The sequence below is a fragment of the Pseudomonas sp. AE27 genome (genome assembly GCF_037113495.1).
Taxonomy (GTDB): domain Bacteria; phylum Pseudomonadota; class Gammaproteobacteria; order Pseudomonadales; family Pseudomonadaceae; genus Aquipseudomonas; species Aquipseudomonas palmensis.
On record NZ_CP146966.1, the window covers coordinates 3,552,422 to 3,569,066 of the forward strand.

16 protein-coding genes are annotated in these 16,645 nt (G+C 64.6%); 2 read left to right on the forward strand and 14 right to left on the reverse strand.

Features of this window, described 5'->3' with window-relative positions; genetic code table 11:
- Positions 1 to 32 precede the first annotated feature (32 nt).
- From V9K84_RS16410 to V9K84_RS16430, 5 genes are all read right to left on the reverse strand, one after another.
- Positions 33 to 1,457 carry a gamma-aminobutyraldehyde dehydrogenase gene (locus tag V9K84_RS16410; protein WP_088514572.1) on the reverse strand — a complete coding sequence of 475 codons (1,425 nt, stop codon included), beginning with the start codon at positions 1,455 to 1,457 and terminating at the stop codon, positions 33 to 35.
- Positions 1,458 to 1,577: 120 nt separating this feature from the next.
- Positions 1,578 to 2,909: an APC family permease gene (locus V9K84_RS16415; RefSeq protein WP_043860646.1), complete on the reverse strand. Its 1,332-nt coding sequence runs from the start codon at positions 2,907 to 2,909 to the stop codon at positions 1,578 to 1,580.
- 10 nt (positions 2,910 to 2,919) lie between these two features.
- Positions 2,920 to 4,077: an iron-containing alcohol dehydrogenase gene (locus tag V9K84_RS16420; protein WP_043860647.1), complete on the reverse strand. Its 1,158-nt coding sequence runs from the start codon at positions 4,075 to 4,077 to the stop codon at positions 2,920 to 2,922.
- A gap of 269 nt (positions 4,078 to 4,346) precedes the next feature.
- Positions 4,347 to 5,804 carry a gamma-aminobutyraldehyde dehydrogenase gene (locus V9K84_RS16425; RefSeq protein ID WP_043860648.1) on the reverse strand — a complete coding sequence of 486 codons (1,458 nt, stop codon included), beginning with the start codon at positions 5,802 to 5,804 and terminating at the stop codon, positions 4,347 to 4,349.
- A 34-nt stretch (positions 5,805 to 5,838) separates the two neighbouring features.
- Positions 5,839 to 6,753, reverse strand: a complete 915-nt coding sequence (locus V9K84_RS16430) for a LysR family transcriptional regulator (RefSeq protein WP_043860656.1) — start codon at positions 6,751 to 6,753, stop codon at positions 5,839 to 5,841.
- A gap of 198 nt (positions 6,754 to 6,951) precedes the next feature.
- On the opposite strand from V9K84_RS16430, the gene V9K84_RS16435 reads away from it, so the two are divergent.
- On the forward strand, positions 6,952 to 7,500 hold the full coding sequence (locus tag V9K84_RS16435) for an NAD(P)H-dependent oxidoreductase (RefSeq protein WP_088514573.1): 549 nt from the start codon (positions 6,952 to 6,954) through the stop codon (positions 7,498 to 7,500).
- 2 nt (positions 7,501 to 7,502) lie between these two features.
- Here the strand turns inward: V9K84_RS16435 and V9K84_RS16440 are convergent, their stop codons facing one another.
- The 7 genes from V9K84_RS16440 to V9K84_RS16470 form a co-directional block, all read right to left on the reverse strand.
- On the reverse strand, positions 7,503 to 7,856 hold the full coding sequence (locus V9K84_RS16440) for a helix-turn-helix domain-containing protein (RefSeq protein WP_043860650.1): 354 nt from the start codon (positions 7,854 to 7,856) through the stop codon (positions 7,503 to 7,505).
- 104 nt (positions 7,857 to 7,960) lie between these two features.
- Positions 7,961 to 8,359, reverse strand: a complete 399-nt coding sequence (locus V9K84_RS16445; protein WP_058541451.1) for a heme-binding protein — start codon at positions 8,357 to 8,359, stop codon at positions 7,961 to 7,963.
- Positions 8,360 to 8,440: 81 nt separating this feature from the next.
- On the reverse strand, positions 8,441 to 9,169 hold the full coding sequence (locus V9K84_RS16450) for an amino acid ABC transporter ATP-binding protein (RefSeq protein ID WP_054915062.1): 729 nt from the start codon (positions 9,167 to 9,169) through the stop codon (positions 8,441 to 8,443).
- A complete protein-coding gene (locus tag V9K84_RS16455) occupies positions 9,166 to 9,828 on the reverse strand; it encodes an amino acid ABC transporter permease (RefSeq protein ID WP_054915063.1) in 663 nt (220 codons plus the stop codon). The genes V9K84_RS16450 and V9K84_RS16455 overlap by 4 nt, the downstream gene beginning before the upstream one ends.
- 52 nt (positions 9,829 to 9,880) lie before the next feature.
- The gene (locus tag V9K84_RS16460) at positions 9,881 to 10,645 is read right to left on the reverse strand and encodes an ABC transporter substrate-binding protein (protein WP_054915064.1); all 765 of its coding nucleotides are present in this window, start codon (positions 10,643 to 10,645) and stop codon (positions 9,881 to 9,883) included.
- 31 nt (positions 10,646 to 10,676) lie between these two features.
- Positions 10,677 to 11,033, reverse strand: a complete 357-nt coding sequence (locus V9K84_RS16465; RefSeq protein WP_058541450.1) for a RidA family protein — start codon at positions 11,031 to 11,033, stop codon at positions 10,677 to 10,679.
- Positions 11,034 to 11,058: 25 nt separating this feature from the next.
- Positions 11,059 to 12,315, reverse strand: coding sequence for an FAD-dependent oxidoreductase (locus tag V9K84_RS16470; protein ID WP_054915066.1), 1,257 nt, complete (start codon positions 12,313 to 12,315; stop codon positions 11,059 to 11,061).
- 232 nt (positions 12,316 to 12,547) lie between these two features.
- Here V9K84_RS16470 and V9K84_RS16475 point away from each other — a divergent pair, with 232 nt between their 5' ends.
- Entirely contained in the window at positions 12,548 to 13,387 is an 840-nt protein-coding gene (locus V9K84_RS16475; RefSeq protein ID WP_054915067.1) for an IclR family transcriptional regulator, read from the forward strand.
- Between the two features lie 105 nt (positions 13,388 to 13,492).
- Here V9K84_RS16475 and guaA read toward each other — a convergent pair whose 3' ends face one another.
- A complete protein-coding gene (guaA, locus tag V9K84_RS16480) occupies positions 13,493 to 15,070 on the reverse strand; it encodes a glutamine-hydrolyzing GMP synthase (RefSeq protein ID WP_043860651.1) in 1,578 nt (525 codons plus the stop codon).
- Between the two features lie 79 nt (positions 15,071 to 15,149).
- Positions 15,150 to 16,619 (reverse strand): IMP dehydrogenase, encoded by a 1,470-nt coding sequence (gene guaB, locus V9K84_RS16485; RefSeq protein WP_043860652.1) that lies wholly within the window; start codon positions 16,617 to 16,619, stop codon positions 15,150 to 15,152.
- Positions 16,620 to 16,645 lie beyond the last annotated feature (26 nt).

Here is a 16,645-nt window from a genome sequence, read left to right on the forward strand (position 1 = left end):
CGGCAACCGGGCCGCTAGGCCTGGTGCGTCAACTAGTGCTTGAACATCACATGGCGCACGGTGGTGTAGTCCTCCAGGCCATACATCGACATGTCCTTGCCATAGCCGGAGAGCTTGGCGCCGCCGTGGGGCATTTCGCTGACCAGCATGAAGTGCGTGTTGACCCAGGTGCAGCCGTATTGCAGGCGTGCGGCCAAACGGTGGGCGCGGCCCACGTCGCGGGTCCACACCGAGGAGGCCAGGCCGTAGTCCGAATCGTTGGCCCACGCCAGGGCCTGGGCCTCGTCGTCGAAGGCGGTGACCGTGACTACCGGGCCGAAGATCTCATGGCGCACCACCTCGTCGTCCTGCCGGGCGCCGGCAAGTACGGTCGGCTCGAAGAAGAACCCTGGCCCGGCGACACGCTGGCCACCGGTCACCACCTCGATGTGCGACTGCTCGCGGGCGCGCTGCACAAAGCCTTCCACGCGCTCCAGATGCTGCTGGGTGATCAGCGGCCCGAGCTCGGTGTCAGGGTCGTCCTGCAGGCCGTAGCGGATGCTGGCCACCGCCTCGCCGAGCTTCTTCACGAACGCCGCGTACACGCCCTTCTGCACATACAGGCGGCAGGCGGCGGTGCAGTCCTGGCCGGCATTGTAGAAGCCGAAGCTGCGCACGCCTTCGACCACGGCATCGATATCGGCATCATCGAACACGATCACCGGGGCCTTGCCGCCCAGCTCCATGTGCATGCGTTTCACGCTGTCGGCGGTGCCGGCGATGATGCGGCTGCCCGTGGCCACCGAGCCGGTCAACGACACCATGCGCACCTTGGGGTGCCCGGTCAGGGGCTTGCCGACACTCGGGCCGCGGCCGAAGACCACGTTCACCACGCCTGCCGGGAAAATCTCCGCCATCAGTTGCGCAAGCTTGAGGGTGGTCAGCGGCGTCTGCTCGGACGGCTTGAGCACCACGGTATTGCCTGCGGCCAGGGCCGGCCCGAGCTTCCAGGCGGCCATCATCAGCGGGTAGTTCCACGGTGCGATGGAGGCCACCACGCCCACCGGGTCGCGGCGGATCATCGAGGTGTGCCCTTCCAGGTACTCGCCGGCGGCGCTGCCTTGCAGGCAGCGGCTGGCACCGGCAAAGAAGCGGAACACGTCGGCCACGCCCGGCAGCTCGTCGTTGAGCGCCGCCGCGTAGGGCTTGCCGCAGTTGTCCGCTTCCAGGCGCGCCAGCTCCGGGGCGTGGGCGTCGATCGCATCGGCCAGTTTGAGCAGCAACAGCGAACGGTCCTTGGGGGTGGTCTGCGACCAGCTGTCGAACGCCGCATCCGCAGCGCACACCGCGGCATCGACCTGGGCCAGGCTGGCCTCGGGGACCTCCACCAGCGTGGCCCCCAGGGACGGGTTGAGCACCGCCAGGGTTTCGCCTTCACCGGCGATGAGTTGTCCATTGATCAGCAGGCAGGTTTGCATGGGTTCTCCTGTGCGGCGAGGTTGGCCGCCGCCATAAAAAAGTCGCAAGCGCCCCGTGCCCGCAGCCGGGCTGCGCACAGGGGGAGCATTACAGGGGGCGGGCGCCGGGCGCCCGCAGCTTCAGAGTGCGGCTTCAGGCACTGCCGTGCTGAACAGCCGGGTGCGCCAGGCCAGGTACACCAGCCCCAGCAGCACCCAGCAACAGCCGAGAATCAGCGCGTCGGCATCCAGGCTGATCAGCATCCAGCCCGAGGTGAAGGCGCCGGCCAGGGGGAAGATCACCCCGCGGACCACGCCGGCCTTGTCGCCGATGCTGCGGTCGAAGGTCAGTTTCAGTGCGCACAGGTTGACCGAGGTGAAGGCCAGGAAGGCGCCGAAGTTGACCAGCGAAGTAGCCGTGGCGATGGTCAGGCCGAACCCGACGAAGCCGAAGGCCCCGCACAGGGCGATGTTGAATACCGGGGTCCTGTAGCGCGGGTGCAGCACGCCGAACAGCTTCTGCGGCAGCTGGTTGTCGCGGCCCAGGGCATACAGCAGACGCCCCACGCTGGCCTGGAACGACAGGCCGGCGGCGAAGTGGGCAATGATGATGCCGGTGAGTACCACGCCGAAGAACAGGTCGCCACCGATGGTCTTGGCGATTTCGAAGGCCGCGCCGTCGATGTTCTCGAACAGGCCCGCCGGGTGCGCCAGGTACATGAAGTACGAAGAGCCCACGTACAGGCTGCCGCCGATCAGGGCCACCAGCAGGATGGCACGCGGGATGGTGCGCTCGGGCTCGACGGTTTCTTCGCTCAGGGTCGACAGCGCGTCGAAGCCCAGGAACGAATAGGCGGCGATCGCGGCCCCGGCCATGGTGGCCGAGAACGGCACGTCGGCATTGAAGAACGGCTTGACCGAGAGCAGACCGCCCGGGCCGTTGATGGCCGACACGTAGTGCCAGCACAGCGCGATGAACACCGCGATGATGGTCAGCTGGATCAGCATTAGGATGATGTTGAAGCGGTTGGCGACCTGGATGCCGAGGATGTTGAGCAAGGTGGTGGAAACGATGAAGCCGGTGATCCAGCACCACTGCGGTACATCCGGGAACGCCAGGCTCAGGTAGCTGGCCCCCAGCAGCCAGATCAGCATCGGGATGAAGAAGTAGTCCAGCAGCGCGGCCCAGCCGACCATGAAGCCGATGCCAGGGTTGAACACCTTGCGGGTGTAGGTGTAGGCGGAACCGGCCGCCGGGAAGATCCGCACCAGGCGCCCGTAGCTCAGGGCGGTGAAGATCACGCCGATGGAGGCCACCACATAGGACAGCGCCACGGTGTTCTGGCTGGCCTGGGCGATCACGCCATAGGTGCCGAACACGATCAGCGGGGCGATGAAGGCCAGGCCGAACAACAGCACGGACACCGGCCCGAGGGTCCGGCGCAGGTGCGCGGAGGAAGTCGATGCGCTCATGGTTAGGGCCTCAGGCTGCGTAGGTGTAGGCGGCGCGGATCACGTCGAGGTAGCTCTCGACTGACATCTCCTTGGCGTTGCTCGCATCGGAAATGTTGCTCTTGGACTTCTCTGCGATGGCCAGGAAGTCCTCCTCGCGCACCCCGGCCACATCAGCGAAACGCGGAATACCCAGCTCGCGGTTCATGCGGAACAACTGCTCCACGCCCGCTTCGGCGGCAGCGCTGGCGCCAAGATTGGGGTCGATGCCCAGGGCATAGGCGACATCGGCATGGCGGCGCAGGTCGGCGTCGCGGTTATGGCTGAACACGAACGGCAGGAAGATCGCGTTGCCCACCCCGTGCGGGGTGTCGTACATGCCGCCGATGGCTTCGGAGATGCAGTGCACGCTGGCGATGTCGGCATTGCCGAAGGCCATGCCGGCAATCAGGCTGGCGATCAGCATCTGTTCGCGGGCCTCGCGGTTGTCCGGCTCCTGCACGGCGGGCTTGAGGTACTGCGCGATCAGGCGAATGGCATGCAGGGCCAGGCCGTCGCTGATCGGGTTGGCCGGCTTGCCGGTGTAGGCCTCGATGGCGTGGGTCAGCGCGTCCATGCCGGTGGCGGCGGCGATGTGCGGCGGCAGCGTGGCGGTGATGTCCGAGTCGAGCAGCGCCAGAACCGGGCCGATGCGGTAGTCCAGGATGCTCATCTTGAACTGGCGGCGGGTGTCGGTGATCACCGAGAAGAACGTGACCTCGCTGCCGGTGCCTGCGGTGGTCGGGATCGCCACGATTGGCAGCACCGGGCCCTTGAGGGTGAAGGCACCTTCGTAGTCCTCGACCTTGCCGTCGTGGGTCAGCAGTACGCTGATCGCCTTGGCCGCGTCCATCGCACTGCCGCCACCCACTGCCAGCACGCCGTCGATGCCCTTGCCGCGATACAGCTCGGCGGCGCGGTTGACGTCTTCGCTGCGCGGGTTGGGCTTGACGTCGACGATCTCGTCATAACGCACGCCGGCCTTGTCCAGGCTGGTATAGATGCTGTCGAGCAGGCCGGCGTTCTTCACGCCCGGGTCGGTGACCAGCAGCACGTGGCGCAGGCCCAGGTCGGTCAGGTGCTCGCCGGTACGCTGGCGCAGGCCAGGTTCCATGACGATCTTGGTAGGTAACAGAAACTGGAATTGCATCGGTAGGTTCCTCTCGCACTGGGGCGCACTTGCAATGTTGTAGTTATGGCAGACGAGTCAGAGGGGCCACCTGGGCGGTGGGTGTCTGGTTATTGTTGTGGCGGTAGCCGATCGCCGAAGCCGATGGACCGCTTGTCCAGGCGCTGCACGGTGGGCACAGGCCGGTATGGGGCCAGACACTAAGACACGGGTAGCGGATCGACAATTACTAAAAACTCAAGGGAGCATTCGATTAAATCGAATGCTCCCCGTGCACCGGGGGTAGCGGCCTACAGGTGCTGCCCGTGGCGCGCCATGATGTGCCGCACCACACTGTAGTCCTGCAGCGAGTCGCTGGACAGGTCCTTGCCGTAGCCCGAGCGCTTGAGCCCGCCGTGGGGCATTTCGCTGACCAGCATGAAATGGCTGTTGATCCAGGTGCAGCCGTACTGCAGGCGCGCCGCCACCTGCATGGCCTTGTCCAGGTTCTGGGTCCACACCGACGAGGCCAGGCCGTATTCGGAGTCGTTGGCCCAGTCCACGGCCTGGGCCAGCTCGTCGAAACGGGTCACGGTGACCACCGGGCCGAACACCTCGCGCTGGACAATCTCGTCGGTTTGCCGGCAGCCTGCCAGCAGCGTCGGCTGGTAGTAGAACCCGGGCCCGGCATGCATCGCCGCACCCGTGACGCACTCCACGTGCGGCTGGCTGAGGGCGCGCTCGACGAAGCTGGACACCCGGTCGCGCTGGCGCGTGCTGATCAGCGGGCCGATCTCGTTGTCGGCATCGTGCGCGCCGGCATAGCGAATGCTGCTGACCGCAGCCCCGAGTTCGGCCACCAGCCGGTCGTGGATGCCGGCCTGGGCGTAGACCCGGCACGCCGAGGTACAGTCCTGCCCGGCGTTGTAGTAGCCATAGGCACGCACGCCCTCGACCACCGCCTGCAGGTCGGCATCGTCGCAGACGATCACCGGGGCCTTGCCGCCCAGTTCCAGGTGGGTGCGCTTGAGGGTTTTGGCCGCTGTGGAGAGGATCTTCTGCCCGGTGACGATATCGCCGGTCAGCGAGACCATGCGTACCTTGGGGTGGCCGACCAGGTGAGCGCCGACGTTCTCGCCACCGCCGCAGATGATGTTGATCACCCCGCGCGGCAGGATCCGCGCCAGCGCCGGCGCCAGGGCCAGGATCGACAGCGGGGTGTGTTCGGACGGCTTGAACACCAGGGTGTTGCCTGCGGCCAGGGCCGGCGCGATCTTCCAGGCGGCCATCATGATCGGGTAGTTCCACGGCGCGATCGATGCCACCACCCCGATCGGGTCGCGGCGCACCATGCTGGTGTAGCCGGGTACGTATTCGCCACTGAGCTGACCGGTCTGGCAGCGCACCGCGCCGGCGAAGAAGCGGAACACATCGACGGTGGCGCTCAGGTCGTCCTTGCGCGCCAGGTGCAGCGGCTTGCCGCAGTTCAGCGCTTCGAGCCGGGCGAAGGCGTCGGCGTGCTGCTCGATGGTACTGGCGATCTCCAGCAGCAGGTTGGAGCGCTGCTGCGGCGTGGTGCGGGCCCAGCCGGCGAACGCGCGGTGGGCGGCCAGGATCGCGGCCTCGGTCTGCTCGGCGCTGGCTTCGGCGATAGGGGTCAGCACCTGGCCGGTGGCCGGGTTGAGGATCGGCTCGACGACGCCCTCGCCTGCGACTAGTTCGCCATCGATCAGGAGTGCGGTGGACAACGGGGTCTGCGCGACTGGCATGTGCAGGGTTCCTTCTTGTGGTGTGGCCATGCGGCTAAAGGGATGACTTGCGCCCGCCGTGGGGCTGCTCGCGGGCGACCGTCAGAAACGGGTCGACCAGCGCCGGGCGCGCCGTGCCGCGGCGCCAGGCCAGGCCCACGTCGAGGGTCTGGGTCAGGTCGGCAATCGGGCGGGCCTCGATGATGTCGCCTTCCAGCGACCACGGGCGGTAGGTCATGTCAGGCTGTATCGACACCCCCAGGCCCGCTGCCACCAGGCTGCGCACCGCCTCGGTCGAGGCCGTGCGCAGGGTGATGCGCGGCTGCAGCCCGGCCTGCGCCCACTGGCGCTGGGCGGTGTGGTCCATCTCGTCGACGTTCAGCTGGATCAGCGACTCCCGGGCCACGTCGCCCAGGTTGATGCTGTCGTTTTCGAGCAACGGGTGCTGGGCCGGTAGCCACAGCCGGTAAGGCGAGTGGGTCAGCACCTCCGATTGCAGGGCGTGACGGTCTTCGAGGTTGGAGAGTATCAGCACGCCCACATCGATTTCGCCGCTGACCAGCAGGTGCTCGATGTACGGTCGCTCGTCTTCCATCACGCGGATTTCGACGTTGGGGTAGGCACGCTGGAAGCGCGTGAGCAGGTCGGCCAGGTAGTAACCCGCCACCAGGCTGGTCACCCCCACCACCAGCTGGCCGGCGACCTGGTCGGTGCTCTGCTGCAGGCTGCGCTTGGCGTTGTCCACCGTGGCCAGAATCAGGTGCGCCTGGCGCAGGAACTGATGGCCCTGGTGGGTCAGGTGCATGCCCTTGGCGTGGCGATTGAACAGGCTCACGCCGATTTCCTGTTCCAGCTGCTGGATGGCCAGGGTCAGGGTGGACTGGGAGATGTACACCGCCTGGGCCGCAGCCGAGATCGAACCGGTCTCGGCCACGGCAATGAAGTGGCGGATCTGACGCAGAGTCATCATGGGCATTACCCGGTACGTTGTTTTTATAGATGCAGGCGAGTGTATATCTTTTTTATCGATGGCTTGGTGAAAACCGCCGCGCCTGCGGTTCAACGTGAAACCGCGTGGTCGGCCCCGGGTGGTTACAAAAAGGTGCGTACTTGTGGGGATCTGGCGTCCGCCCTAGATTGCCCGCCTCAATCACTGGAGTACCGAGCCATGCGCACCCTGATCATTCTCGCCCACCCCAACCTGGAAAAATCCGTGGTCAACCATGCCTGGTTGAAAGCCCTTGAAGCCAGCGACATGAACGTCACCCTGCACCGCCTGTACGAGGTGTATCCCCAGGGCGGCGCGCTGGACGTGGAAGCCGAGCAGGCACTGGTTCGCGCCCATGACAGCATCGTGTGGCAGTTCCCGTTCTACTGGTTCAGCACCCCGCCGCTGCTCAAGCAATGGCAGGACGAAGTGCTCACCCACGACTTTGCCTACGGCCACGGCGAAGGGCAGCGCCAGCTGGCGGGCAAACGCATTGGCATGGCGATTTCTGCCGGCATCAGGCAAGACGATTACAGGGCCGGCGGGCGTTACAGCTACAGCCTGGACGAACTGCTGCGCCCGCTGGAAGTCACCCTCCGCTACATCGAAGCACTGCCGGTACGCCCGTGGGTGTTCTATGGTGCCGAGTACGCCATCGACCCGGCGGAGCTGGAGGCCAACGCCGAAGGTTACCTGGATTACCTGCGCCAATTTGCCCAGGCAGCCTGAGTTCAGCCTTCGGCGGGCGCCGGCGGTGTCTCGGTGGCCAGCGCATTACCTGAATGCAGGGCACCCCACTGGCACATCGCATCGATGATCGGCTGCAAGGTGCGGCCGTGCTCGGTCACCCGATACAGCACCTTGGGCACCTTGCCAGGGAAGGCTTCGCGCTCGACCAGCAGATCGCCCTGCAACTCCTTGAGTTGCTCGGTGAGCACCTTCGACGACAAGGGACGCATCAGGCGCAGCAGCTCGCCTGTGCGCTTGGGGCCTTCCATCAGGTGGCACAGGATGGAGCACTTCCAGCGCCCGCCGATGGCCTCGATGGTAGCGTCGATGGGAAAGTTGAACACGCGGTTGACCATGACCGGTTTCTCCTGGCTGGGGCGCAAAGGCGTGCAGGATAGCAAGCGCACCTGCGGCCGGGGCAACTTGAGGCTAATCGACGCCTGGATACACCGCCAACGGATCACAGCGCTGCGACGCCCGCCTTGGCGACCTGCGCATCCTGCTGCGCCTTGACTCCGGACACCCCCACTGCACCGACCACCTGGCCGTCGACGATGATCGGCACACCGCCTTCGAGCGGCGTGATCAACGGGGCACCAACAAACGCCGTGCGCCCACCGTTGACCATGTCTTCGTAGCCTTTGGTCTCGCGCCGCCCCAGCGCCGCGCTCCGGGCCTTTTCCGATGCGATGTAGGCACCGATCGGAGCGCACCCGTCAAGGCGCGCAAGCGCGAGCGGATGGCCACCGTCATCGACGACCGCGATGGCGACCTCCCAATCGTTCTGTCGAGCCTGCGCGCAGGCGGCGTCCAGGATCCGGCGAACATCTGTGTGGCTCAGTACGGCTTTGTGCTGCATGTCTGGATTCTCGTCTGGTCATGTTGAGGCCGCCACGCACCTGATGCGCGATGCCCGAAAATGCTTGAGCTACGCCCGCGATCAGGAATGGGATACCCGGCGCAGGAAGTCCTTCATGCGCTCGTTGGTCGGGTTGCTCAGGATCTGCGCCGATGGCCCTTCGGCGACGATCGAGCCGCCTTCAAGGAACAGCGTGCGGGTCGACACGGCGCGTGCGAAGCCCATCTCGTGGGTCACCACCACCATGGTCATGCCTTCCTGGGCCAGGCTCTTCATGACGGCCAGGACCTCACCGACCAGCTCGGGGTCGAGCGCCGAGGTGGGCTCATCGAACAGCATGGCCCTGGGTTCCATGGCAAGTGCCCTGGCAATCGCCACGCGCTGCTGCTGGCCGCCGGAAAGCTGCGGCGGATAGGCGTTGTACTTCGCGGCCAGGCCGACACGGTCGAGCAGTTCCTTGCCACGCTTGCGGGCCTTGTCGACGGGTTCACCCTTTACGTACACCGGGCCCTCGATCACGTTTTCCAGGACGGTGCGATGGGGGAAAAGGTTGAACCGCTGAAACACCATACCCACCGAGCGACAGATCTGGCGGATGTTCCCGGAGCTGGCGTCGACCGTGACGCCGTCAATGCTGATCACGCCGCCGTCGTAGCGCTCCAGGCCATTGATGCAACGCAGCACCGTGGACTTGCCCGAGCCCGAAGGGCCGATCAGGCAAACCACTTCGCCCTGGCGGATCTCTGCACTGATGCCATGGAGCACCTGGTGCGGACCAAACGACTTGGTGATGTTGTCGATGCGGATCATCGGGCACTCCTTTTGTATTTGCGTTCGAGCCAGCCGGCCAACCCCATCAGAGGCAGGCTCAGGCACAGGTACATCAGGGCAACCAGGGTGAAGATGTTGGCGTTGTTGAACGATGCTGCCGCGATCAGCTTGCCCTGCATCGACAGCTCGACCACGGTGATGATCGAGGCCTGGGAGGAGTCCTTGAGCAGCATGATCATGTTGTTGCTGTACGGCGGCAGCGCGATCTTCAACGCCTGGGGCAGGATCACCCGGCGCATGGTCATTGCGCGGCTCATGCCGATGGAGTGCGCCGCCTCGTTCTGACCGGGGTCGATGGCCTGGATACCCGAGCGAAACACCTCGGCCATGTAGGCGGAATAGGCAAGCCCGAGCCCCATGGCACCGGCCTGGAACGCACTCATGTCCACGCCCATTTCCGGCAACACGAAGTACAGGTAGAACAGAATGACGATGATCGGGATGCCGCGAATGGCATTGGTCAGGTAGCGCGAGCCTTCGGCCAGCCAGCGCACGCTGCTGACCCGCAACAGCGCCCAGAACAACCCCAGCAAGGTACTGATGAGCAGCGCGCACAGGGTGATGCCGATCGTTGTCCAGGCACCTTCCATCAGTATCGGAAAGTACTCGACTGCCTGGCTGAAAAAACCTTCGAACATAGGATTGCATCCTCACATGCGGGCACCGTCGGGCGGTGGCCGTGATCACGAATCAGAGTTTCTTGACGTTCCATTTGGTGAGGATCGCGTCGAGCGTACCGTCGGCCTTGAGCTTGGCTACACCGCCATTGATTCGGGCGAGCAGCTCGCTGTTGCCTTTGCGCACTGCCACGCCGATCGCGATACGGATCTGCTTCTGATAGTCATCGGCAACGCGCAGCTTGCTGGACCCGGACTGCTGCACGGTGTAGAGCATCACCGGGCCATCGCCTACGGCAACATCGATACGCCCCAGGGCCACCTCGCGAATCATGTCGGACATGCTGTCGTACATCCGCAGCTCCTTGATGCCCTGCTGGGCTTTCATCGGTTCCACCGACACGGTGCCAGTCTGCACGCCGACCTTCTTGCCGGCGAAGTCGGCGCTGCTGTGGTACGCCGTCGTGTCCTGGCTGTTGGCAATCACCTCCTCGCTGTAGGCGAACAGTTCGTCGGAGAAGTCGACCACCTGGGCGCGCTGGGCATTCATGGCGAAAGCAGAGCTGATCATGTCTATCTTGTCCGTCTGCAACGACGGCACCAGGCCACCGAAGGGGATCGGACGCAGCTCGGGCGTGAAACCAAGCTCCTTGCCCAGCGCCTGGGTGATATCGATCATCACGCCCCGAAGCGTGTTGGTCCTGGTGTCCAGGAAATTGAAGGGCACCGCAGTGGGTGTGGCGCCGACGCGCAGTGTGTCCTGGGCCTGGGCAGTGCCCAGCAGGACGGGAAGAGTCAGTGCCGCACAGGTGGTCAGTTTGATCAATCGGGTGAGCATGGGACGTCTCCTGTTGTTCGCAGAGTGCAGGTCACACAGCTGCGGTAACGATGATTTCCACGAGCATGTCGGGGGCCCCCAGCAGGGCCTGGCAAGTGGCGCGGGTGGGCGCGCAGCCATGCGGTACCCACGCATCCCAGGCCTCGTTCATGCCCTGGAAGTCGGTGGCGATGTCCTTGAGCCAGATCTGCGCAGTGAGCAGTCGGGTGCTGTCACTGCCGACAGAAGCGAGCAACGCGTCGATGCGCTTGAGAATCTCGGTCGTCTGGGCCTTGATATCGCCACTTCGCTCGGCGGCGACAACCCCGGCAAGGTAGGCGGTGCCCGCATGCACGACAATGCGGCTCATGCGGGCGTTGGTCTGGTGGCGCGTGATGGCGTTGTTCATGGTCATCTCCTGGGGTGTGAGTAGGTCAGAAACGGCTGATCGAAAAGGGCAACAAGTCGCGTTGGGCATCGACAGACCCTGACATGGCCAGAGCCAGCAAGCGTCCCGTGCCCGCCGACCCGGTCAACCCGAGGTGGCCGTGGCCGAACGCGCACCACAGGCCCGTGTGCCCGGGAAGTTCGCCAATCACCGGAAGCGAATCGGGGAGACACGGACGGTGGCCCATCCACTCGGTGGCAGCACGAATGTCCAGGCCTGGAAGCCCTGCCTTGGCGTGAGCGGCAAGCAACTGCGCGCGAGGGCTGCTTGGCGCTCGCTGCAGGCCGCCGAACTCGACGGTGCCGGCAACCCGCAGCCCTTGCTGCATGGGCGTCATGAACACCTTGCGGTCTGCGAGAACCACGATGCGCTGAAGCTCCACGCCGCCGTGGGGAAAACGCAGGTGGTAGCCGCGTTGTGTTTCCAGCGGAACCTTCACCCCCAGCGGGCGCAGCAGTTGAGCAGACCAGGCACCTGCAGCGACAACCACCTGCACCGCACAGTAGTCCCCGGACTGGGCGCCAACGCGCCAGCCGCTGGTATCCCGTGCCAGGCGTTGCACTCGATCGCGGATGAACCTCACGCCGCGCGTCTTCAGATGCTCTGCAATGACTGTGGCGTAGCGCTGCGGCTCCCGGACCCACAGCTGATCGGGCAGGTAGTAGCCGGTTTGATAGATCGGCCCGAGCGCAGGCTCCAGCGCTCGGATCTCTTCGCCCGTGACATGCCGGGCGTCGAGCCCATGCTGTTTTTTCAGGGCCCAGCCGGCGTTGTCTTTCTCCAGGCTGGCCTGATCGGGGTAAAGGTGCAGTTGACCCGTTTCCGCGATCAGTTCACGGCAGCCAGCCTTGGCGGCGATGGCCTTGTGCTGGGTTGTCGCATCCCCCAGCAATGCATGCAGGGCCTGGGCAATCTGCGCAACCCTGGCCGGTCGCGAGGCGGCAACAAAGCGCGCCATCCACGGCGCCACCGTGAGCAGGTAACTGGCGGGAAGGTACAACGGCCCCGTGGGGTCGAGCAGCATGCGCGGCGCCTGCTTCAACACGCCGGGCATGGCCAGGGGGGCCACGGCACCGGAGGCAATCGAGCCGGCGTTGCCGGACGAGCACTCCGCCCCCGGAGCACCGGGATCGATGACGGTTACCGAAACGCCCGTCGCAAGCAGATGGTAGGCGGTACACAGGCCGACTATTCCGGCGCCGATGACGATCGCTTCGGGTTTGCGAGCTTGAGTAGTGGGCATCTTGTACAGGGCTCTTGATGGATGAGTCCCCGAGAGGATGCAGAGCCTGTACCGAATCTGATATCAATGTATCGCACAGCAATACGAGCAAACTCGAGTGTGATATTTCACAACGGTATGAGCGGTTAGACTTGCTTGGTCAGGCAGCCCCTCGGCGGGCCATTTTTCACCGTTACGCCCCAATTCAGTGCTCGGCACGCCACTGCTGCACCACGTTGGTCTGGAGAGTTTCATGGAGCCAAACGAGTCCCCCCTGTTTGTCCAGGCCCTGGCCACCGGCCTCGGCGTCCTCGATGCATTCACGGCCGAACGGCCGACGATGAACCTGAAAGAAATTTCAGAAGCTGCGGGTGTTACCAAAAGTGCGGCTCAGCGCTTCACTCATACCCTGGTCACATTGGGCCTGTTACGAAAGGACGCAGCATCCAAGCGCTACTCGCTGTCGCCTCGCACCCTGGATACCGGCTACCGCTACCTACAGGCGCACGTGCTACTGGAGCGAGCCAACCCTTACCTGCTGGACCTGAACCGCCAGACCGGCGAGACGGTCAACCTGGCCGAACGCGATGGGCACGAGATGGTGTACATCGGGCGATTCCCCAGCCCGCATCGCGCCGTCGTGCACATGCCCGTCGGTAGGCGACTGCCGATTTTCTGCTCGTCGGCAGGCCGCGCCTTTCTCTCGGCGCTGCCCGATGAGCAGATCAGGCACATTCTCACCGGTGTGGATCGGCCCAGATTCACACCGCACACGATTACCGACGTCGAAACGCTAACGAGCATCATCGCCAAGGTTCGGGAGACTGGCTTCGCCTACAGCATCGAGGAGTTCTACCTCAGCGACCTGGCCTTTGCCGTGCCGGTGTACAACATTCGTGGCGAGGCGGTGGCGGCGGTGAACCTGTCGGTGTCGACGGCCTACTGGAGCTTCGAGCGAGCGGTTGCGGAGCTTGTGCCGAAGCTGATCCACACCGCCAGGATGATCTCCACGACGCCGCCTACCTTCCGTGCGATGGAGCCGTTCCAGATCGGCTATGGCAAGGTGCGGGATGTTCCTTATGACAAGCCGTGAATGAAGCGCATGGTGCAGATGCCGCCAGCCAGAAAGCCAAAAGCCCGCTATTAGGCGGGCTTTTGGCTTTCTGGCTGGCGGGTGCCGGTCAGTTCAGGGCGTGCATCATTCCCACTCGATCGTCGCAGGCGGCTTGCTCGATACGTCGTAGGTGACGCGCGAGATGCCTTCGATCTCGTTGATGATGCGGCCGCTGACGGTTTCCAGCAGTTCGTATGGCAGGTGCGCCCAACGCGCGGTCATGAAGTCGATGGTCTCGACCGCACGCAGCGCCACCACCCAGGCGTAACGACGGCCGTCACCGACCACGCCCACCGATTTCACCGGCTGGAATACCACGAAGGCCTGGCTGACCTTGTGGTACCAGTCGGCCTTGCGCAGCTCTTCGATGAAGATGTGGTCGGCACGACGCAGCAGGTCGGCGTATTCCTTCTTCACTTCACCCAGGATGCGCACACCCAGGCCCGGACCCGGGAACGGGTGACGGTAGACCATGTCGTACGGCAGGCCCAGCTCCAGGCCCAGACGACGGACTTCGTCCTTGAACAGTTCGCGCAGCGGCTCGACCAGCTTGAGGTTCATTTCCTCCGGCAGGCCACCGACGTTGTGGTGCGACTTGATCACGTGGGCCTTGCCGCTCTTGGCACCGGCCGACTCGATCACGTCGGGGTAGATGGTGCCCTGGGCCAGGTACTTGATGTTGTGCAGCTTGTTCGACTCGGCATCGAACACGTCGATGAAAGTGCGACCAATGATCTTGCGCTTCTTCTCGGGGTCCGCTTCGCCGGCCAGGTTGTTCAGGAACTGGTCCTCGGCGTTGGCACGGATCACCTTGACGCCCATGTTCTCGGCGAACATGGCCATCACCTGCTCGCCTTCGTGCAGGCGCAGCAGGCCGTTGTCGACGAACACGCAGGTCAGCTGGTCACCGATGGCCTTGTGCAGCAGCGCCGCAACCACCGAGGAGTCCACGCCGCCGGACAGGCCCAGCAGCACGTTGTCGGTGCCGACCTGGGCGCGCACCTGGGCGATTGCGTCTTCGGCGATCTTCGACGGGGTCCACAGTGCTTCGCAGCCGCAGATGTCGAGGATGAAGCGCGACAGGATGCGACCGCCCTGCTTGGTGTGGGTCACTTCCGGGTGGAACTGCACGCCGTAGTAGCCGCGATCATCGTTGAACATGCCGGCGATCGGGCAGCTTGGGGTGCTGGCCAGGATGTGGAAGTCTTCCGGGATGCGGGTGACCTTGTCACCGTGGCTCATCCACACGTCCAGGCCGAATACGCCGTCAGCGTCGACGTGGTCTTCGATGCCGTCGAGCAGGCGGCTCTTGCCGACCACATCGACACGGGCGTAGCCGAACTCGCGCAGCTCGGAACCTTCAACCTTGCCGCCCAGTTGCTCGGCCATGGTCTGCATGCCGTAGCAGATACCGAATACCGGTACGCCCAGGTCCCATACGGCCTGTGGCGCGCGCGGGCTGTCGGCTTCGTGCACCGACTCGGGGCCGCCGGCGAGGATGATCCCGCGGGGAGCGAATTCGCGAATCGCCTCGTCGTCCATGTCGAACGGGTGCAGTTCGCAGTACACGCCGATTTCGCGCACGCGGCGGGCGATCAGCTGGGTGTACTGGGAACCGAAGTCGAGGATCAGGATACGGTGAGCGTGAATGTCGAGGGCCATGACTCAATCTCGTCAGTGGTAATCGGAAACGACGCGGGGCTGTCGTGAACAGCCCCGCTTACAGGTATTGCCAGGAGCATCAACCTACGCGGTAGTTTGGCGCTTCCTTGGTGATCTGCACGTCATGCACGTGGGATTCGGCCATGCCGGCACCGGTGATGCGCACGAACTCGGGCTTGGTACGCATTTCTTCGATGTTGGCGCTGCCGGTGTAACCCATCGAGGAACGCAGGCCGCCCATCAGCTGGTGGATGATCGCGGTCAGGGTGCCCTTGTACGGCACGCGACCTTCGATACCTTCCGGTACCAGCTTCTCGGCACCGGCCGAGGAGTCCTGGAAGTAGCGGTCCGAGGAACCCTGGGCCTGGGACATCGCACCCAGCGAGCCCATGCCGCGGTAGGCCTTGTAGGAACGACCCTGGAACAGCTCGATCTCGCCCGGGGCCTCTTCGGTACCGGCGAACATCGAACCCATCATCACGGCGCTGGCGCCGGCGACGATGGCCTTGGACAGGTCACCGGAGAAGCGGATGCCACCGTCGGCGATCAGCGGTACGCCGGTGCCTTCCAGCGCGGCAGCCACATTGGCGATGGCGCTGATCTGCGGCACGCCGACGCCAGCGACGATACGGGTGGTGCAGATCGAGCCAGGGCCGATACCGACCTTGACCGCGTCGGCGCCGGCTTCGGCCAGGGCCTTGGCGGCTGCGCCGGTGGCGATGTTGCCGCCGATCACCTGCACGTCGGGGAAGTTCTGCTTGACCCAGCGCACGCGGTCGATAACGCCCTTGGAGTGGCCGTGGGCGGTGTCGACCACCACCACGTCGACGCCGGCAGCAACCAGTGCGGTCACGCGGTCGCCGGTGTCCTTGCCGGTACCCACTGCAGCACCGACGCGCAGGCGACCCTGGTCGTCCTTGCTGGCCAGCGGGTAGGCCTTGGCTTTCTCGATGTCGTTGACGGTCATCATGCCCTTGAGGGCGAACTTGTCGTCGACGATCAGTACGCGCTCGATGCGGTGCTTGTGCAGCAGCTCGCGGGCCTCGTTCTTGTCGGCGCCTTCGCTGACCGTCACCAGACGCTCTTTGGGCGTCATCACTTCACGCACGGTGGCGTCGAGGCGGTTTTCGAAGCGCACGTCACGGGAGGTGACGATGCCGACCAGGTCGCCGTTGTGCAGCACCGGCACGCCGGAGATGTTGTGCAGGCGGGTCAGTTCGAACAGGTCGCGTACGGTGGCGTCGGCCTCGATGGTGATCGGGTCCTTGACCACGCCGGCCTCGAACTTCTTGACCTTGCGCACTTCGGCAGCCTGCTGCTCGATGGTCATGTTCTTGTGGATGATGCCGATGCCGCCTTCCTGGGCCATGGCAATGGCCAGACGGGCTTCGGTCACGGTGTCCATGGCGGCGGAAACCAGTGGAATGTTCAGCTCGATGCCACGGGTCAAACGGGTCTTGAGACTGACTTCGTTAGGTAGCACCTCGGAGTAACCGGGTACTAGGAGAATGTCGTCGAAGGTCAGGGCTTCTTGGCTGATACGCAGCATCGCGGGGGCTCCCGGGCGGGAAAATG